The sequence below is a fragment of the Legionella genomosp. 1 genome, assembly GCF_900640215.1.
GTDB classification, from domain to species: domain Bacteria; phylum Pseudomonadota; class Gammaproteobacteria; order Legionellales; family Legionellaceae; genus Legionella_C; species Legionella_C quinlivanii_A.
Map to the genome: position 1 here is coordinate 87,229 of NZ_CAAAJH010000006.1, position 19,931 is coordinate 107,159.

Below are 19,931 nucleotides of genomic sequence, written 5' to 3' on the forward strand. Positions count from 1 at the left end.
GTTGATTACCATATATGCCATTAACAATATTATGTATCTCAAAAATAGGTGCTTAAAGTAGTTCAATAAAACCACTATTTCCTAAGATTTAGAAGTGGCTCAGGCAATCAATATTCCTTATATTTTAGGAATTTACCGCTTAACTTTATTGATACTCGATCCCCTGCCGGGTCAGGTTCGCGTTGCAAATCCATCTTAAAATCAATAGCGCTCATGATGCCATCACCAAACTCTTCCTGAATTAGTTCTTTAAATGTGGTGCCATAAACACTCACTAGCTCATAAAAACGATAGATTAGGGGATCGGTTGGAACGGCTGTTGGCAAAGAACCCCGATGAGGTACTGTTTGCAATATCGCCAAAGCTTCCTTGGGTAAGTCAAATAATTTGACCACTGTTTCTGCTTGTGTAGCATTAAATGTCATTTGCCCAAGGCAGCCTGCGGTAACCCACTCTTTGCTGCCGCCAACTGCTTTAGCTACCTCCGCCCAACGCAGCTTCTTTTGTACTCGTGCAGCTAAGATCAACTCCGTTATTGTTGCTCTGTCCATGGTTTTCCTTATTAGTTAGTTTTTGCTAAAGCTTGCAAATAGTGATTCATAAATTCCAGCCATTTTAAATACATCTATAGTAAGGCTTAGTGAAAATACTAAAAAATAATTAGAGCTTAAGTTTTGTCGGACCAGGTTCTTCCTTGATAGGAGATTTCCTCTCATCTGAAATTTCATTCAGTAAGGAAACCAGGCTTGGATTATATTGTTCTGCATACTGTATAGGTGTTTTGCCCTTGTTATCGGCAGCATGAAGTTCATCCCCTGTCTCTATGAAGGGTTTTAGCATGTCTTTTAAATCAGCTTCTGATTTTTCTAACCAGTTGAAAGGATGCTGCTTTAGTAGTATATGCAATGGAGTCATTCCTACGTCATTTGGTACTGTCGGTTTTACCCCTAACTGAATGAGACCTAATAAAAAATTATAAGTTTCATTAAATTGATCTGTATAACCTTTGATAGACTTCTTCCTATACTCTTGTTCCAAATTAACACCTCTATCTAATCCCTGATGCAGAAATTTAAACTGTTGCGCCCGAGATGTAGCTTCATTCACGGATGGAAGCATCTCTATGGCGAGATGTATTAACCTATTCCCATTGGAGTCAATAGCGTTTAAATCTGCTCCATGGTCCCGCAAAATTTCAAAAACGACAAGCATCTTATTAAATGATCGCTTTCCTACTGCATGTAAACCAATAGAAAGTAATTGATCATACCAGGGGCATTCTGTGTTGCCTGTAAAAGAAGAATATCGGATAGGTGATTTATCTACATGAGGAATAAGTAAACTAACAGCCTCGTAATTATTTGCCGCTACAGCATTGTATAAGGCAGACCGATTTTTACAATCACCAACATCAGCCTTCCTTTCGATTAAAAGTTTAATAATTGCCGATACTTCTAGAGGCTTATCTGCACGCTTCGCGATAATCTCAAGTGCTGTATGTCCCGCACCATTGCGTTTATTAACATCGATATTTGGGTAAGAAAGTAATCGCTTTATTGCATCTATATCTGCTTTTTTAGCAGCAATATGAATCGGCGCATCGCCTTTCTCATTGAGCGCATTCACGTCATATAACAATGATAAAAATTCAACTAAATCTGGATGATCTCTTTCACAAATCTTTATAGCTTCCTTTAGAGTAGGTCTATTCATTTGTGGATGTGACGCGAGTAAACGAGCGATATCGAGATGATTATTGCTAATTGCTAATATTAAAGCGGGTTCATGGGGATAGTTTTGCTTTACTTCATTTGGATTACATCCGGCTTGAAGTCTGGTTTTTACCAGTTCAATATCTCCATATTCAGCTAAACAAGCTATCGATTGCAAATAGGCTATTCCATCGTTAGCAACGAGAACGCCCCCTCTTAATTCTGCAATTTTATCAATATTTTTTAAAATTGCAGTCCTCCTTTCATCAGGTAGATTATCAATTTCATTAATTGTCAGTAATGAATTCTCAGGCTTAGGATGGTTTTGACGTAATTGATCGAGCCTTACAGGAACTCCTTGAACTGAGACACCAAATAAGCAAAGATTATTTAACTCGAGTGGATAAAAAACATTATATGAAGGAAAATCGCTACCTGCTGCATAATCAAAAAGGATATTAGCAATTTGTTGGTATTGTTCACGTCCACTAGCCCATTGACCATATTTATTGTATGCAAGATTAATGGCCTCCTCTACAGAAGCCCCTGCGTTAACTAATAATTCGACAATTTGCTTATTTCCTAACAATGCTGCTTCGTAGAGCACGGAAGGACTAGGTTTTGCTCCCATTGAAAGCAAGTAATCGACAATATCTGCACTACCCTGCTTTATTGCTTTATCAAGCCCAATTCGTCTTACATCATATTGCTTGCCAAACTCATGGGGCTTTGCTGCTTCTACTATTAATTGAACTATAGTCAGATCGTTTGTTTGCACAGCATAGTTAATTATCCAGTCTCGCAAACCATTTCTTTGTGGATCCGGCACTTGCTGTATTGGGTCAAAGTACTGTAGATGGTCTTGAATCGCGCGATAATCTTTATTTAAGATGGCATCTCTGAATGATTCTAAGGTAACGGACTTGAGGGCCTCCCTCTTTACCACATCACACATGCCTGAGCAGCGGCTGAGATGGACAATTAAATTGCTGGTATGATCTGATTTTTTTAAGATGGCATTGTGCTTCTGCTTATCTACAAGCGCTTTAATCTCATCAATTGAGGTTGCATCCCCAATCTTATCTATAAGCAGTTTGGCATACTCCACTTTGGTTGCGGTTAATGCCCGATCTCGAAAATAGCGGGTAGTCAAGGACTCAGAAAACTTACCTTGCACCAAAGATCCTCTTGAATCAATATAGCGGGTTAGCTCTCTGATACAACTTTCTTTGAGATTATCAAGGCTGAGTTCTCTTTCATTCAGTAATATTTTTTTACCTTTCACAACTGCATCTGCCAATTTATCTTTTGTCCAGAATGAAATACTTGGTAAGGGTTTTTGAGAGCGGCTATCGCTTGAGAACACGTGGTCAGCAAATTCTTTGGCCAAATCTAATTCTGAGTTTGGTTCCAGGCCGAATCGTAAATCGCGTTCACTGTTATATCCGTCAGCCAGTATTTTCGCCAGAGTGGGGTTAGCTTTTAAAAAGCTGGCATCAAACATGTCCGGCCTCTTTTCCTTCAGGAATAGTAAAGCCTTAACAGTATCCATACTTTCTGGATTTTTTTTCTCAATCCAGAGAGCCAATGATTCAAACGAGCACCCTGTTGTTCCCATGTTTCACTGCTTATTATGCTGTTTCTGCGCTTTCCTCTGCTGCTAACTTTGTCTTCCTCTTCTTTTTCCAGCAGCAAAGCCATACCAACATCGATGCAAACGGTTTGCCCCTCGGCAGTGGTTATAAAGTTGAAGGGGGCAGCATCAATGATAATACGCCCTGTACGATTGAAAATATCAATAACCGCAGTGCTGATTTCTCTATCAGTAGCCTGGCGACCTTTTATGTAGGGGCAGGTCCAGCCTCTGCCGAGGGATTCTAGCTTATGGACTTCAGCAGCTGGCTTAATATGGGAGTTTATTTCATTCCATATTCTCACAGCACGTTCCGGTGTATCGGTGGCCTGACCTGCACTTTGAGGCTTTTTGAATACCAGAGTTTCTTCATCATTGACATAAGCTGTATTGAAAGCACCCTCACCCAGTTTCTTCCAGGGCATATCATTATCTCAATTTACCACTTTGCTTAATTCTAGACCATAGACAGCCATTGATTCAATCTGATTCCTGGAGCCTCTGTTCGACTTAGGAATTCAGTTAAATGGCTATACTGTATATATCCTGAATGACAGAAAATAATCATCATGCTAATAAATGAATTCATTGAGCGTAATTATCAGTTAAGTTATTTGATAAATAAGCATTTGGAAAACCTGAAGAATCATCCAGATTTGGAGAATTTAGATACCATACTAGGCTATGTAGAGAATTTATTGGGTTCTGAAAATGGGCCAATTTATTTTGAAGAAATTCTTAATTACCATTTAACGAGCACATTAGCATACATGATTATTACATTGCACGATGAAAAATTATTGAATGAAGTCTCCCTATTCCGGCTTACTCATTTTGCGCAGCCTAACAGTATGGGGCAGGGGCTGTCTCAATTACAATCGGCAGGGTTACTGAAGGCTAATTTTGAGCTGTTAAGACCATTTGATCAGATTTTATTTTCAAGACCCATGTTAGGGATTTGGAATGCAATGCCACTCGGAGAGTTGAGACAGGATGATGTCAATTCATTTATTGCGATTTGCCGCAGCGATGGAACTATCGAAGAAAAACAAAATGCTATACGTAATTATGTCAATCAGAATCTGCTCTATCTGGATGAAGAAGAACTTGTTCAATTGGGTAATATTGAAATTAATCGAGCTCAGAGCACCCATACGGCCAGCGTTCATGCAACAACGGACTTAACAGCCTGGTTATTAGATTTAAACCATAGACAAAATCCGGTTACCCTGAAAAGTATTCAGGAAATCACGAGTTTGCTCGAAGATCTCGCTGACGAAACGCTGGATGCTGAACAAAAACGTGCGGCGATTGATTGTTTGAAGCGTTTAAGTTCGCTGCCTGCAGAAATTGTTTTAGATTCTGAAAAAAAAGCGATCGCTTTGCGCCTGGCTAAAGAAACAGAACTAGGTAAGGAAGCGGCAATTTCACCACTGTTGCCCCTAATGGAACAAGAAGCTGAAAGGCTTCAGGTGATTAGTATCGAGCAATTGATACGCCTGATTTTTCATAACATCTCCCAGGATGATCAGCTTGATTATTGGGCTGCTTTTGTATCAGCACTTTATGAAATTCAGCGAGGTTATAATCTGGATGCGATGGGCTCTGATAATGTACCAGCGGAGGATAAGGAAATTTGTTTTGGCGGCACAGCCAATAAATTCTGTGAGCGATTACAAGGTTTATCCCCATTGATTAAGTTCATATACGTGGATAACGTATCGATTATTCTAAAAATAAAGCAGCTTTTGCTCAATGAAATTCTCAATACTGCCGATGAGTTGATTAACGAGCGAGCTAATGACGAGTTTATTTTATTGATTGGGGATATGCAAAATGATGAAAAGTCAATTCATCGTTATCATCAAGCCTTTGGTTATTTAAAACCCCAGTTGGAACAATTGCTGGAACTTAAAGTGTATTCCATCATTTATGGACACGATGCCCTTGAGAAATTGCTAAGTGATTTTGAAATTGCAATTGATAATTTTCCCGATATTACCAATCCAAGGGAGGCAAAGGATTTTAGTCCTGAATCCCTGCATAGATTTGCAAAATTTGTGGGTATAAAAAATGGGATGCTGAGAAGTGCAGCAAACTATCCCGGGTTTTATCCTGCTGATAAGCGTCCAGGAGAAGCAAAACAAAATGAGCAAGACAATGAGCTATCAAAAAGTGATGAGGTACCCAGAAAAAATCATTAACATCACAATATGCTGATAAAAGCACCTGCCGCCTATCCATTGTTCTGAGTGGTCTAACCCTTTGTTAGGACAAGGGCCATAGCCGTTGTTATAAAAATTCCTATCATAAGCATTCAGTTTATACAATTTTTGCTTATGCCGAAGTTCGGACACTGCCTCTGACTCTTTGGCATAGATATCGAAATTTGATATAAATCGACTCAAGTGTTAAAGTATTGCCCTATTTATATCAATTTTTGCCTTTAAATATTAGCGCTGAATACTTACCTATGATTGATCAAGAACTATTAGACCGAATTGCTCGAAATGACCCAGCCCTGACCTCTATAAAAGAGAATGGTTTTATAATAAACGATGAGGATGCGCAAAATCTCGCTCAGGCACTTCATACTAATACAAGCCTGACTGACATGGATCTTGCTCTTAACAACATCGGTGCCGAAGGGGCGCGGAGCTTGGCCAGAGAGCTTGAAACCAATACAAGTCTGACCTCTATTAACCTTGGCGGTAATCAGCTATGTGACCAAGGGGCGCAAAGTTTCGCTGAGATGCTCGAAATTAATCAAAGCCTGACTGACATTAGTCTCTTCTGTAATTTCATTTGCGCTCCGGGAGCGCAGCGGCTGGGAGATGCACTCACCATCAATAATACCCTGAAGTCCCTTGACCTTCGGGAGAATAATCTTGGTGTTGAAGGTACAGAGTTTCTGGCGGAAGGCCTCAAGAGGAATACTGGCCTGACCTCCATTAATCTTTATGATAATTCAATCCTGGATAAGGGTGCCTCAATAGTCGCCAAACTGCTTGAAACCAATACCCCGCTAAGCTTCATTGGCCTTGGCGCTAATCAAATTGGTGCTGATGGTATCCGGGAGCTGGGTAAAGCATTCAAAATCAATACACGCCTGACGTCCATGAGTCTTTATGGTAATAAGATTGATGTTGAGGCTGCGCACTATCTAGCGGAAGGATTGAAAAACAACACTGGCCTTATCAGTATCCAGCTTGGCGCTAATCAAATTGAAGCGGCCGGTGCCGCGCATCTTGCAAAAGCACTTGAGACCAATAATAGTCTGACCTCCATTGACCTTTTTAATAATTCAATCCGGGATGCCGGGATGCAAAGCCTTGCTAATGCCCTTAAAACCAATAAAGTGCTGACCTCCCTTGGGCTAAACCATAATCAAATTAGCTCAAATGGGGTACGAAGCCTTGTTGAAGCACTTAAGTCTAATACCACTCTAGGCTCCGTCAATCTTTACCAAAATGAAATTGATGATGCAGGAGCGCAAAGTCTCGCTGAACTACTCAAAACCAACACCAGTCTTAGCTCACTAGAGCTTGGCCAGAATAGAATCGGTATTGCCGGTGCGCATAGCCTGGCAGAAGCACTCGAAACCAATACTAGTGTAATATATCTAAATCTTGTTGGTAATGGAATTCGGGGGCCTATACTTCAACGTATTAATACGGCCTTGGAAAGAAACAGAAAAATCAAAGCACTCTTTGATGAGGGTCAACAGGCTCTGACCGCCACAACAAAAGAAATTGAAGAATTTCTAAATGGCACAATGGATTACAAAGATAATCTTAATGGGCTGGCGGATTTAATCAGCAGGAATTTAAAGGAACTTGAAACACTTTATCCCGAAAGCAGGCAACTTCACAGCTTGCGCGCTCAATGGTTTGAATTCAGGCTTCAACACTTTTTTGACTACGATTTGGCTGCAACTGTCACGGAGTTTATGCAATTAACCCTCACCCAATCATCGTTGCCATATTATCAAACATTTCTAACCGACATGATCGTGGCATACAAATGCAGACTGGGAGCTCGTCTGCAGGATAATAATCCCCCGGAGAGCTCCGATTTCAGTGATCAGGGATTAATTGAACTATGTCTACTCGATCCATCACTAAAGCCACATACTCTGGCTGAAAGCCTCGCTCATTATTTCAAACTAGACCAGGATGATGTGTGGGTTTACAGTTTACCAGAGGTTTTAACAGCATTGGAAACCCTAGCGCTTGAAGAAGGATGCGAACAGGATAATTTACGGCTCAAAGTATTGGGAATCTGCCATTCTGCTAATTCTCAGTTAAACTTTAAAACTGCTAAAGAGATCAATGAACATCTGCTTCAGGAGATTGCCTTTATTTCAGATCTGAAAGAGAGAAAGATGGGTTATTATAATGAACTTAATAAAATTGTTGATAACTTAAGCCCAGAACTAAGAAAAGAGTTGGCAATGCTGCTTTTAAATTCTCCCGATCACCTCTTAAAAAAAGAAAGGCATTTTTTCCGATCTCAGGATTATTCCAATCAGACATTCACTATGCATAAAATCGTCGCAAGCTTATTAACTAATGTGAATAAAACCGCCTCCAATGAGGTTCACATTGAGGAGCATACTCTATCACGGCATGTGACACAGTGTTTTTAAATATATAATTTGTCTGGGCGCTTTCGCCCGACATTTCCTTTTGCCTTCGTATAAAACGGCATTCTTATTGGACAGTTTCTAAACCATCTTATTCGCTGGATTTTGGTGAAAAATGAAACGTCGGGCGGAAAGCGCCCGACCTACTGTATTTATTCTATTTTATGGCCATCCAGATGCCGTTCATCACGCTCTTTATTTTTTTCTCTAACTGTTTTTCTTTAGCAAGCGTAGGTCGGGCGCTTTCGCCCGACATTTCCTTTTTCCTTCTTGCTCACTAAAATCAAAACTGTTATATAGCTGTTTCATAACGGAATATATAAGCAATCCAACATGCGCTATCGACGAGTGATTATTCCCGGTGCCACTTATTTCTTTACTGTTAATCTGCAAAATCGAAGCAGTAGATTACTCATCGAACAGATTGATGTACTACGTATGGCCTTTCGCCGTTCCAAGCATTATTACCCATTTATAATTGATGCGATTGTCATCTTGCCTGACCATCTTCACATAATAATGACCCTTCCAGAAAATGATGGGAATTTTTCCTTACGGTGGAATCTGATAAAAGGCATTTTTTCAAGGCAGCTCTCAATAAAAGAGCACGTGTCTCCAATAGAAAGAACAGGCGCGAAAGGGGTATTTGGCAGAAACGGTTTTGGGAGCATCTTATTCGGGATGAGTTAGACTTTGAAAATCATGTCAATTATATTCACTATAATCCGGTTAAGCATGGACATGTGTCTCAACCAATCGATTGGCCTTATTCAAGCATTCATCAATTTGTTAAAAATGGCATTATTCCTTCTCATTGGACAATTTCTAAACCCTCTTTTTCGCTGGATTTTGGTGAAAAATGAAATGTCGGGCGAAAGCGCCCGACCTACTGTATTTATTCTATTTTATGGCCATCCAAATGCCGTTCATCACGCTCTTTATTTTTTTTCTCTAACTGTTTTTCTTTATTGCTTCTTCCATATTTAATACGATTTTCAGAAGCCTTTTTCTCTTTTTCTGACTTGATTTTGGCTTTTCTTTTTTTATTTAGATTAATGACTATTGCCATAGAGGCCTCGAGAAGATGGGTACTTGTATTGTTAAGTATACATTTTATAGCGGCAATTACCTTACATTTAGCTAATTGATTTGTATGGTCTATAGTTATTTCAAGCAACTATTAAATATAAAATAAAAATGAATATCTTCATCACTGGTGGATGCGGTTTTATCGGGTCGCATTTATGCGAATATTACCTGAATAACGGTCATAACGTGATTACGGTTGACAATCTCTCATCGGGACGTCTGGAAAATATTGAAGCGCTCAGAAAAAACGCTTCATTTACTTTTGTAGAAGCTGATATTCTTGAATGGCCAGATTTGAAAGAAACTTTAAAATGGGCCGATATAATTTTTCACTTTGCAGCCACTGTCGGCATGTTTAATGTAGTCAATGATCCGATTAGCACCCTCATTAACAACCTGATGGGATGTCAGCGTCTTTTAAAGAACATGAGTGAAATTAAATCTGATGCGATTGTGGTAATTGCCTCTTCATCTTCGGTATATGGTGATAGTCAAACCTTTTCCAGCGAAAATGATAATCTGAATATTCATCGTTTATCTTGTTCGACTTCAACTTATCCGATTAGTAAATTGGCGGATGAAGCACTTGCTTATGCCTATATTCACCGTCATCAATTAAATATCATACTTGCACGAATCTTCAATACGATTGGGCCTCGGCAAACTGATTTATATGGAATGGTGGTGCCGAGATTTATAAAACAGGCCTGTAGCAATGAACCTATTACCATTTTTGGCGACGGGACTCAGACTCGTTCTTTTTGCGATGTGCGAGACGTGATTAAAGCCATGGATATGCTAATCCATGAGCCAAAGGCTTTGGGACAAAGTATCAACATTGGAAATTCATCAGAGATTTCAATTAATGATCTGGCTCAACTCGTCAGAAGTCAGGCAAATAGCCATTCTTCAATTCAGTACCTATCTTATGAGGAAGCCTATGGGGAACATTTCATAGATATTACACAACGCTGTCCCAATCTGTCGAAACTCTACCATTTAACAAATTTCAAGCATCAGTGGACTCTGGCTGATACTGTCGGTGATTTGATTGCAAGAAAGAAGCAGAAAGCGTAGGTCGGGCGCTTTCGCCCGACATTTCCTTTTCCTTCTTGCATGTCTATTACATTCATTATAATCCGGTTAAGCATGGGCATGTGTCTCAACCAATCAATTGGCCTTATTCCAGCATTCATCAATTCGTTAAAAATGGCATTCTTCCTTCTTATTGGACAGTTTCTAAACCATCTTATTTGCTTGATTTCGGTAAAAAATGAATGTCGGGCGAAGCGCCCGACCTACGTCTTATTCATAGAGGATCCAGCAAATCAGTTATTCTGAACCCTTGTCTGCAATGAAGCGTCGTCCATGATGTCTTTGAAATGTTCAACATCAGAAAGCGCATTGCGTAACTCTTCGAACGATGTCAGATTGCTATTTTCAAAGGCCTGCAGAACACTCTTCGCATCCTCGTTCAAAGAGGATTCGTCATAGTTATCCAGCCGCTTCCTGATGTCGACTAAGGCCTGTGCGATCGCCTTCTCATCATTATGATCCAGATTGCCTACGATGCTTTTGATGTCCTCAATAATTAATGGAGTAGCGCCATCCTGATTATCCATCAGAGGATCATCGAGAATGGAAAACACTGCATAAATATTTTCCTCTCGTTCATTGGGAGGAATTTTAGCGATATTTAACATCGATTTCATGCTATATTTTGAAGCATTTTGTTTTTGATTCTGGGGCGTAATATCTGATTTAATCAACTCATTCATCTCTGCCAGGTCCTGCTTAAACCCTTCAAAAAATTCTACTTCTGTATTGGACAAGGTGTAGGCCGATCGAAACAGATTCGGAATATATTCCAGAAGACTCGCTTCATGTCTTTCATTATGAGCAAGCTTAAATCCAAACAAGGCACCGCGAACCTTTGCTTTAAAATTGCCCCATGTCGAACCGGTGGTATAATCCCCCAACGACTGCATATACAAGGCGTAAGATTTTTGTTTTTCTGCTGGTGAAGCCTGCTCATTTAAATAAACTTTTTCTAATAAATGGTTAAGCGGATCAATAATATTTTTGATGGCGACCGGAAACTCTACTGTGCCAGTATCCAAATGGATGATGGATTTTCGATACATCATAAAAAAGCTGGCGTAGAGGTTACTTTCTGCAAAACTCTCTTCACAACCCAGTTTTTCAACAAGACGGGCGATATTGGGATTAGTATCGGCTTTTTCTTTTAAACGTTCTACCAGATTATTCAGCTTTTTCATTTCCGGATTTTCAAAAAGAATATCGCGTAAAGCTTTCACCTCTACAGGCAGTTTTTTATCATCCGAGCGCACGCCAGTAGGCGCCTCAAGAAATCCGTTAGAACTTGCTTTACGAGAGATGGAGGCTATGAACCGCTCAAAGCCCAGTTTTTCCAGAGTTTCCTCTTTTAAACCTGCCATTTTACAATATTCATATAATTCGTGAGCGGCCTTATGGATTTCAGCAGGTTTCATTTCTATTTGCGGATTGCTAATTCTGAATTCAATACCCAGAAGTAACTTATGGATCTTCCTGGGATCAAGCATTCGAGAGTCGGACACTTCTTTCATCAGTGCGTCCTTTAACTCAAGATAATCTCGGGTCAGGCTCCTGCGATAACCATCGACGCGAAGCTGAACCTTGCCATCAATACCTCCCCAGGCATAAGTTACTTTGGAACGTTCCGCCTGATGCTCATAATAGCTATCCGGCAGAGCAATCAGATTCGACAAGCCGTCATAGTGACGGGGAATGCTTTTTAATCCTTCGTGGGGTAAATTGGGAATATCAACTGACACATTTCTAAGCCTGCCTGCTACTTCGGAATAAATGCCCAGTTTCCCCAAATAAGAATGTAGTCTGGCTGCGAAACTATTCTCTCCCTGAACCCCGCCGCGACCGCCATTGCATATTTCAACGTTGATCTTGAGCGTACCTTTATCAGGTCCAAACACTTCTTTATTAAGTGTTTTATCAAGATAGTCGCCAATTTCAGTATAAAAAGCGCCGGGGATATAAGGATTACTGGGGGCTCCATGTCCCCATATATAGAGATGATCATCGGGGGTCATGCTTTCAAGAATTTCTTTATCGGCCTCCTCAGGCTCAGCACTTTCCCAGGTCATGTATTGACCTTCATTAACATCGACTGGATAAATTATATGTACTTCAATGTCCTCATTACCCTTTTCTTCTTCCCTGTTTTGAATTCGCCGCATAAATGCCTGAACTTCTCGTTCTTCAGATTTATCAAAGCACAAAATCACTGCTTTCTTGCCCATTTGTCTTCCAAAGCTTGTTTCTATTTAAGAATTATAGCCGCTTATACCAGGCTTGCTGGGGAGGTCATTAAAGAGAGCGAGACTCAGTCTGCATATATCGCAGCATACTCTCAGCAGCCGAAACCCCCTGAGCAATGGCTCTGACCACTAAGTCAGCCCCTAACACCATATCGCCGCCGCAAAAGATTCGGGGATTGGACGTCTGGAAGGGAAAGTTTGCCTTTTCTGAGGTTTCAACCAGGCCTTTATCAGTTAAATCAACACTTAAATGCTCTAGCCATTCGGGTGGATTGGCATCAAAGCCATAAGCAATAATCACCGCATCGGCTGGCAAAATATATTCACTCCCTTCCTGATACTCAAGCCTGCCGCTGGCATTTTTTACGGTATTCACCAGCTTAACTGCTTCCACTTTTTTGTCACCAATCAGTTCAACAGCCTGCTTATGGCAGACAAAATGTACCCCTTCCTCTATAGCATTTTTAATTTCTTTCCTTGCGCCTGGCATATCCAGCATCCCCTGGCGATAGACACAATCAACTGAAAAAGCCTCCAGTCGCAAGGCACTGCGATTACAATCCATCGCAGTATCTCCTCCTCCGAGAATTACCAGTTTTTTATTGCGGAAATCGAATGGTTCACAACCAGGCAGCCCCAGAAAACTGTAGATATTATGAACCAGAAAGTCCAAAGCCTGATAGACATTCTCTAAGGCTTCTCCCGGAATTCCTGCTTTTTTTCCTTTATCAGCGCCTAATCCTAAAAACAAAGCATCATACTCAAGTAATAATTGCTGTGGATTTAAATCACGTCCTACTTCTGTATTCAAATGAAAGCGCACGCCCATCTCTTCTAAAATCTGGCGGCGCTGTCTTATAATTTTTTTCTCCAGTTTAAATTCGGGAATACCAAAGGTCAGCAAACCGCCAATTTCAGGATATTTATCAAAAACCGAAACCTCTGTTCCAGTTTTAGCTAAAACAGATGCACAAGCCAACCCGGCCGGTCCTGCTCCGATAACGGCAACCCGGCGTCCATTGGGTTTGACTGCGCTCATATCGGGACGCCATCCATTCTCAAGCGCCTTATCAGCGATAAACTGCTCTATTGCGCCAATAGTGACCGCCCCTAAACCATCATTTAGAGTACAGGCCCCTTCGCAAAGACGCTCCTGCGGACAAATCCGGCCGCAAACTTCAGGAAAAGGATTGGTTTGATGCGCCAGATTCGCCGCTTCTTCCAGCTTTCCTTCCGCCACAAGGCGCAGCCATCCTGGAATATGGTTATGAACAGGACATTGCCAGGCGCAATAAGGGTTCCCGCAATCCAGGCAACGTCCGGCCTGATTTTGTGCCTGATCAAGGCTGTAAGACAGATAAACGGATGCCGAATGACGAATTCGTTCTTCAGGACTTAGCTTGTCAGGCTCCTGTCTCTTATCCGTTACAAACTTGAATTCTATAGGTTTACTTTCTTTCATAGGCCACGCAAGCTATTCCAACCTATCGCTTTCGGTTTTACCAGCCAAAACAGAGGTAGATACTCACTGAAGGAGTTCTTAATCTGTTGCCCCCAACGACTGCCTGTCTCGTTAATATGATGTTGCAGTAGTTGTTCAAGATAATCAGCATATTCCTTGGTATCGAGTTCAGTTAATCGATATCCTTCCACAAACTCTTCATTACACTGCTGGATAAAGCGATCTGCCAAATCCAGAACAAAGGCAAAACCTCCAGTCATCCCAGCGCCAAAATTAATGCCTGTATCGCCCAGCACCAGCACAACGCCTGCGGTCATATATTCACAGCAATGAGCGCCGGCGCCCTCAATGACGGCCACAGCGCCTGAATTCCGCACAGCAAAACGCTCACCCACCTGACCCGCTATATAACAAATCCCGCCAGTCGCACCATAAAGGCAGGTATTTCCAGCGATGCTTGTCTTATTTGAGTCATACTGCGCCTCATTTGGCAGTCTGATGACAATTTTTCCGCCGCTAATGCCTTTTCCCACATAATCATTTGCATCTCCGGTCAGGTAAAGTGACATCCCCTGACAAGTCCAGGCGCCAAAACTCTGCCCTGCCGTCCCGGTAAAGAATAATTGAACTGAATTTTCTTTTAATGCCTTGAATCCATACTGTCTGGCAATAGTTCCCGCAAGCCTGGCACCGATTGAGCGATTGCCATTATGAATAGGAAAATGCAGCTTAATATCCTGATGCGCTGCCAGCAGAGGTTCTACAGCCTCCTGTATGGCCTGAGCCAGACTTGCTTTATCTCTTGGCTTATTACTTTTAGGAAGCTCTCGCCACTGATAGGAAGAATCGACTTTGCTGCAATCGAGCATGAATGAGAGATCAATTCGGTTAATCAGTGGATCATCTGTTGTTATTTTTTGTAATAAATCCCTGCGGCCAATAATTTCCTGCAAACTCGAAAAACCGAGGCTGGCGAGGATTTCCCTGACTTCCTCAGCAAGCCAGCTAAAATAATGGATTACCCGCTCAGGGCTTCCCTGATAATGATTTTCTCTTAAAAAGCCATCCTGTGTGGCAATACCGGTCGCGCAATTATTAAGATGACAGATCCTTAAATACTTACACCCAAGCGCCACCATTGGAGCGGTACCAAAACCGAAGCTCTCTGCACCCAAAAGGGCTGCTTTCACTACATCCATCCCTGTTTTCATGCCCCCGTCGACTTGCAGAATGACACGATGCCGCAACTTGTTTTCCAGTAAGAGCTGATGGGTTTCATGCAAACCGAGTTCCCAGGGCGAGCCGGTATATTTAATCGAGGAGGTGGGGCTTGCGCCAGTACCGCCATCGTAACCTGAAATAGTAATGACATCCGCATAAGCCTTGACTACTCCAGCAGCGATAGTCCCAATTCCAGGGCCTGAAACCAGTTTTACCGAAATCAGGGCCTGCGAGTTAATCTGCTTCAGGTCAAAAATCAATTGCGCCAGATCTTCAATCGAATAAATATCATGATGCGGCGGCGGTGAAATCAGAGTAACGCCTTCACCGCAGTAACGTAATTGGGCAATCAGGGCATTCACTTTACTGCCGGGCAGCTGCCCTCCTTCCCCGGGTTTCGCTCCCTGAGCGATCTTGATTTGTATGACTTCGGCATTCATAAGGTAGTCCGCAGTGACTCCAAAGCGGCCGGAAGCAATTTGCTTAATCTTGGAGCGCTTGATGGTATTGTGGCGGTAGTCAGCTTCTCCTCCCTCTCCTGAATTGGAACGACCTCCCAAGGTATTCATAGCCACAGCAAGCGCTTCATGAGCCTCTGGCGACAAGGCGCCTAAGGACATGGCAGCCGTTTCAAAACGCGGGAAAATCTTGTCTGCTTTTTCAATATTTTCCAGAGGCAAATTGTTCTTAGCATATTGAATATCCAGTAAATCCCGGATTGTCGTCAATGGTCTTTGTTGAATGAGTTGAGAAAAACGTTGATAGAGCGAATACTCTCCCTGTTTTGCCGCATTGAGCAAACTCATTACCACATCGGGATTGAATTCATGGTACTCATTATCTGGCAAGTATTTCAGTAAGCCGCCATGACGTGGATAGCTATAGGGATTATGAGCGTCATCGAAATAAGCTCGGGCCAGGCTATCAAGATCGCTGAAATCCAAAACTTCCAGTTTGGAAGCGCTCTGACTAAAACAGCGGTTGAGAACCGACTTGCTTAAACCAATGATTTCAAAAAGCTGGGTTCCCCGATAACTGCCCAGTGTTGAAATACCCATTTTGGCACTGATCTTTAATAAACCGCCTTCAATAGCTTTCACATAATTACTTAAACCCTTTTCGATATTGAAATCAGCAATCAGAGAATAAGCCAGATAAGGATAAATCGCCGCTGCGCCATAAGCCAGCAGGGCGGCAAAATGATGCGGATCGCGCACCCATCCAGAGGCTACCAGCAAGTCACAGTCATAGCGCTTTCCTGCCTTAATCAGGCTCTCATGAATAGCACCCACGGCCAGCAAAGGATGTAATGGAATAGCCTGTACATCGAGGTCTGAATCAGACAACAGCAATAATACCGCCCCCTGACTAACTGCCTCCAAGGCCTGTTTGCCAAGCCTTTCAATCGCCTCAAACAAACTTTCCTGAGTTGAATAGAATAATGACAGTTTTACAAAAGGATAGCCCTGAGTTGTCAGAGTCTGTAAATGCTCCCACTCTCCGCTGGAAAGAACCGGGGAGCTTAATATAATCCGTTTGGCATGCAGCGGGCTTGCTTCAAAGAGGTTTGCCTGGCGCCCCAGGGTGATTTTCGTCGACATAATAATGGACTCACGTAATGAATCCATTGCCGGATTAGTTACTTGCGCAAATTGCTGCCTGAAATAATCAAACAACGAGCGATTTCGAGTGGATAGTAATGCGATCGGGGTATCATCCCCCATCGATGCAGTGGCTTCCTTGGCCGTTTGCGCCATTGCCTTGAGGACATCATTCACTTCTTCATTGCTGATATCATAGAGTTTCCGATAAAAAGCGACCTGCCGGTCAGTTAGCCGATTAGCCTCCAGGACATAATGTAATTCAGCCGGAGGATGATGGATATGCTGTTGCAGCCAGTCTGAATAGGGGTATTTTGAACTCAGCCTGGAATCAATAACCGCAGTGCTCATAACCTGATGCGTCTTCACATCAACGGCCAGAAGCTCGCCGGGACCAATTCTGCCCTTGCAAAGAATATTCTCTTCGTCCAGATCAATAACACCGGTTTCGGAACAAACAAGCAGTAAGCCATCCCTGCTCTGTAAATAACGTGCAGGGCGAAAACCGTTTCTATCCAGAGCACAGCACACTAATCGCCCATCGGTAAACACCACACTGGCAGGCCCGTCCCAGGGCTCCATTTGCAAGGAGCAATAATCAAAGAAAGCCTGTTGCTCTGAATCGCAGTTCCTGTTTTTTTTGAAAGCAGGTTGAATCAGCAGACGAATTGCCTGGAAAGGCTCCATACCTCCACGAACTAAAAACTCAAGCATATTATCAAGGCTTGCTGAATCAGAAGCGATAGGATCGATAATCGGCCTTATTTCGTCCAGACAATCCTGGTCTTTATTGGTCAACAGCGGTGCTCGAGCTAAAACCGCATGCCGATTACCCTGAATGGTATTAATCTCCCCGTTGTGAGCCAGAAATCGAAACGGTTGTGTCAGCCGCCATGCGGGCAAGGTATTGGTAGAAAACCGTTGATGAAAAATGCTGAAAGCGGATTTAACTGCTTTATCACTTAAATCTTTATAAAATACTGGTAAGTACTTGGGCAAAACCAGGGCCTTATAAATTACTACCTGGGTTGAAAGAGAACAAATATAAAAATAAGGATCCCCCCTTAAACTTTCAGTAGCGCGATGACGAGCGAGCATGAGCCTGGCTTCAGTTAGCTCAAGGGTCTGCTTATCATCAACATTCACTATAACCTGGGCAAAATGGGGCAAGTTACTGCGTGCATGCTCTCCGCAAAGCGCACTGTCGACGCTGAGATCCCTCCAACCTGCAACAGAGAAGCCAAGAGTAGTTAATTCTTTATTTAATTGCTCTTTCTGGGCCTCTGCATCATCAGAGTTTAGAAAACACATGCCAACCGCAAATCGAGCGCTTAAAATCCAACCCTGCTGTTCTGCATATTTTCTGAAGAAATGCCTGGGTAACTGTATAAGCAATCCGCAACCATCGGCAGACAAGCCATCCTCGCCTGCCACTCCTCTATGAGTCAGACGTTGTAAAGCAGTCAGCGACAGTTCAACAATGCGGTGGGAGACTTTACCGTTGATGCTGGCAATAAAACCACAGCCGCAATTATCCTTCTCTATAATAGCCACGCCCCTGCCCTCTTCAATTCTAATAATAGAGCTTCTTAATTAAGATATAGACCCAATTTAAACTGCCAGGCAGGCTAGAGAATAAAATCCTCTAAAATTATCGATGGCGGGCCAAAATAACTCACTTTGCCTGGCGATCTCCAATACTGTTTGAGCGAGACTCTCAAGAAAAAATAACAGGAATTAAGCCACTGTTAAATACGTGCTTGCCTCTATACAACTCAATCCACCACAGATATCAGGCGATGGAACGTACAATGCCGCCATCAACATGCACAGAAGAACCATTGGTCGCCGAGGCCAGAGGACTGCATAAAAAAGCAACCATGACCGCTACCTCGTGAGTACTGGCGAAGCGTTTAAGAAGAGAGGATGGTCTCATTGTGCTGAAAAATTCCTGTTCAATTTCCTGCACAGTTCGAGATTGTTCCTTGCTTATCGTATTTAAAAAATCATTAACCCCATCGCTTTGAGTAGGACCTGGAAGCACACTGTTGACAGTAACTCTGGTTCCGGCGGTCAATTCAGCCATGCCACGCGCAATGGCTAACTGAGCTGTTTTGGTCATACCATAATGAATCATTTCGGGGGGGATCTGTAAACCGGACTCACTGGATATAAAAATAATGCGGCCTTCATTTTTATTAAGCATGAGAGGTAAATAATGACGGCTTAGGCGTACCCCGCTCATAACATTGACATCGAATATATGCAGCCAATCCTCATCCGAGATGTCCACAAACGATTTGATTTCGTAAATGCCGACATTGTTAATCAGTATGTCAACAGAAGGCAGTTCCTTAATCAGCTTTTCTACCCCTGCTTTAGTACTCAGATCAGCAGGTGCCGCCTGCAGTCTGGCATGGGGATGTAAGGAATGAATATGCGCAATGGCCTGCTGCACCCGCTCTTCTGAGCGGCCATTGATAATCACTGTGGCGCCCTCCTGGGCAAGCACTTCAGCTATGGCGAGTCCAATACCGGCGGTCGAACCGGTTACAAGCGCAATTTTTTCTTCCAACTGAAAATCCATTTTGATCATCCTTAATTGTTTAGTTCATTGATCTTACAGCAAGCCTTAAAGATTTCCAGCCATGAAATCTGCTCAATAGGGATTTAAATTCTTGCAGGTCAGATGGTTCACATGGCAGGTGGAAGGTACTGCGCTGTGCGAGTAACATCTGGTCTTCGCACCATTAATCGCATTGTCAGCCACGCGGTAAATACCGCTTTTCCAGACATGTGCCAGACTATCCATCGCAGTACACTGCCACAAGGGACGCACAGAGACTCCATTAACCATTGCATCACAGTCTTCCCGTGAAATGGTGCAGGTCCTGGGCTGCTTGCTCTGACTTTTACAAAGGAGCTTGGCATTGCGCAAGGCAGTCCACTCGTTTGAAGAAAGGGCGATGAAACGCTGGTCGGTATAATCATGCGCATGACAATGCCAGATTTCTTTATAAGAAATAAAAACAGCCGCATGAACCTGATAAGCAAATCCGGTGAAAAAAAGGCCTAAAAGCCATCCTGACTTCCTCATGGTTTTCTCCCTGATTCAATCAAATAAGAAGGAAAACACCCCCTTTATTATTTAATTGTAAACCAGTTGAGAAAGTTCGCTTAAATGGCTGTCTCGTTTTACCAGACTCTGTCATTTCCGCGCGGCATTGTTG

Annotated in this window: 11 protein-coding genes and 2 pseudogenes; 4 read left to right on the forward strand and 9 right to left on the reverse strand. The window is 42.5% G+C overall.

All coding sequences use genetic code 11. The features are described 5' to 3' along the window. Positions 1–107: 107 nt before the first annotated feature. From cynS to E1O89_RS07870, 3 genes are all read right to left on the reverse strand, one after another. Positions 108–551: a cyanase gene (gene cynS / locus E1O89_RS07860; protein WP_133139694.1), complete on the reverse strand. Its 444-nt coding sequence runs from the start codon at positions 549–551 to the stop codon at positions 108–110. Between the two features lie 109 nt (positions 552–660). Beyond that, positions 661–3,216: an ankyrin repeat domain-containing protein gene (locus E1O89_RS07865; RefSeq protein ID WP_165483103.1), complete on the reverse strand. Its 2,556-nt coding sequence runs from the start codon at positions 3,214–3,216 to the stop codon at positions 661–663. A 17-nt stretch (positions 3,217–3,233) separates the two neighbouring features. Continuing rightward, entirely contained in the window at positions 3,234–3,770 is a 537-nt protein-coding gene (locus E1O89_RS07870) for a hypothetical protein (protein WP_133139696.1), read from the reverse strand. A 144-nt stretch (positions 3,771–3,914) separates the two neighbouring features. Here E1O89_RS07870 and E1O89_RS07875 point away from each other — a divergent pair, with 144 nt between their 5' ends. From E1O89_RS07875 to E1O89_RS07885, 3 genes and pseudogenes are all read left to right on the forward strand, one after another. After that, entirely contained in the window at positions 3,915–5,549 is a 1,635-nt protein-coding gene (locus E1O89_RS07875) for a hypothetical protein (RefSeq protein ID WP_133139697.1), read from the forward strand. A gap of 269 nt (positions 5,550–5,818) precedes the next feature. Continuing rightward, complete coding sequence (locus E1O89_RS07880) at positions 5,819–7,993, forward strand: hypothetical protein (protein ID WP_133139698.1); 2,175 nt, start codon at positions 5,819–5,821, stop codon at positions 7,991–7,993. A 330-nt stretch (positions 7,994–8,323) separates the two neighbouring features. Continuing rightward, positions 8,324–8,853 (forward strand): annotated as a pseudogene (locus tag E1O89_RS07885) (REP-associated tyrosine transposase). A 32-nt stretch (positions 8,854–8,885) separates the two neighbouring features. Here E1O89_RS07885 and E1O89_RS07890 read toward each other — a convergent pair. Next, the gene (locus tag E1O89_RS07890; RefSeq protein WP_112220432.1) at positions 8,886–9,059 is read right to left on the reverse strand and encodes a DUF4169 family protein; all 174 of its coding nucleotides are present in this window, start codon (positions 9,057–9,059) and stop codon (positions 8,886–8,888) included. Between the two features lie 128 nt (positions 9,060–9,187). On the opposite strand from E1O89_RS07890, the gene E1O89_RS07895 reads away from it, so the two are divergent. Next, the gene (locus E1O89_RS07895; protein WP_133139699.1) at positions 9,188–10,156 is read left to right on the forward strand and encodes an NAD-dependent epimerase/dehydratase family protein; all 969 of its coding nucleotides are present in this window, start codon (positions 9,188–9,190) and stop codon (positions 10,154–10,156) included. A gap of 251 nt (positions 10,157–10,407) precedes the next feature. Here the strand turns inward: E1O89_RS07895 and E1O89_RS07905 are convergent, their stop codons facing one another. The 5 genes and pseudogenes from E1O89_RS07905 to E1O89_RS07925 form a co-directional block, all read right to left on the reverse strand. Then, positions 10,408–12,399 (reverse strand): hypothetical protein, encoded by a 1,992-nt coding sequence (locus E1O89_RS07905; protein ID WP_133139700.1) that lies wholly within the window; start codon positions 12,397–12,399, stop codon positions 10,408–10,410. Between the two features lie 67 nt (positions 12,400–12,466). After that, positions 12,467–13,879 carry an FAD-dependent oxidoreductase gene (locus tag E1O89_RS07910; protein WP_133139701.1) on the reverse strand — a complete coding sequence of 471 codons (1,413 nt, stop codon included), beginning with the start codon at positions 13,877–13,879 and terminating at the stop codon, positions 12,467–12,469. Further along, positions 13,876–18,231: pseudogene (gltB, locus tag E1O89_RS07915) on the reverse strand (glutamate synthase large subunit); the annotation flags it as partial. The pseudogene gltB and the gene E1O89_RS07910, both read right to left, overlap by 4 nt. 262 nt (positions 18,232–18,493) lie before the next feature. Next, positions 18,494–19,288: an SDR family NAD(P)-dependent oxidoreductase gene (locus tag E1O89_RS07920; protein WP_133139703.1), complete on the reverse strand. Its 795-nt coding sequence runs from the start codon at positions 19,286–19,288 to the stop codon at positions 18,494–18,496. A gap of 72 nt (positions 19,289–19,360) precedes the next feature. Continuing rightward, positions 19,361–19,798 carry a hypothetical protein gene (locus E1O89_RS07925; RefSeq protein WP_133139704.1) on the reverse strand — a complete coding sequence of 146 codons (438 nt, stop codon included), beginning with the start codon at positions 19,796–19,798 and terminating at the stop codon, positions 19,361–19,363. Positions 19,799–19,931 lie beyond the last annotated feature (133 nt).

Coding starts and splice junctions, on each gene's coding strand:
- E1O89_RS07925 (WP_133139704.1), bottom strand. CDS start 19,798: ATGAGGAAGTCAGGATGGCTTTTAGGCCTTTTTTTCACCGGATTTGCT.
- E1O89_RS07920 (WP_133139703.1), bottom strand. CDS start 19,288: ATGGATTTTCAGTTGGAAGAAAAAATTGCGCTTGTAACCGGTTCGACC.
- E1O89_RS07910 (WP_133139701.1), bottom strand. CDS start 13,879: ATGAAAGAAAGTAAACCTATAGAATTCAAGTTTGTAACGGATAAGAGA.
- E1O89_RS07865 (WP_165483103.1), bottom strand. CDS start 3,216: ATGTTTGATGCCAGCTTTTTAAAAGCTAACCCCACTCTGGCGAAAATA.
- E1O89_RS07870 (WP_133139696.1), bottom strand. CDS start 3,770: ATGCCCTGGAAGAAACTGGGTGAGGGTGCTTTCAATACAGCTTATGTC.
- E1O89_RS07890 (WP_112220432.1), bottom strand. CDS start 9,059: ATGGCAATAGTCATTAATCTAAATAAAAAAAGAAAAGCCAAAATCAAG.
- E1O89_RS07880 (WP_133139698.1), top strand. CDS start 5,819: ATGATTGATCAAGAACTATTAGACCGAATTGCTCGAAATGACCCAGCC.
- cynS (WP_133139694.1), bottom strand. CDS start 551: ATGGACAGAGCAACAATAACGGAGTTGATCTTAGCTGCACGAGTACAA.
- E1O89_RS07895 (WP_133139699.1), top strand. CDS start 9,188: ATGAATATCTTCATCACTGGTGGATGCGGTTTTATCGGGTCGCATTTA.
- E1O89_RS07875 (WP_133139697.1), top strand. CDS start 3,915: ATGCTAATAAATGAATTCATTGAGCGTAATTATCAGTTAAGTTATTTG.
- E1O89_RS07905 (WP_133139700.1), bottom strand. CDS start 12,399: ATGGGCAAGAAAGCAGTGATTTTGTGCTTTGATAAATCTGAAGAACGA.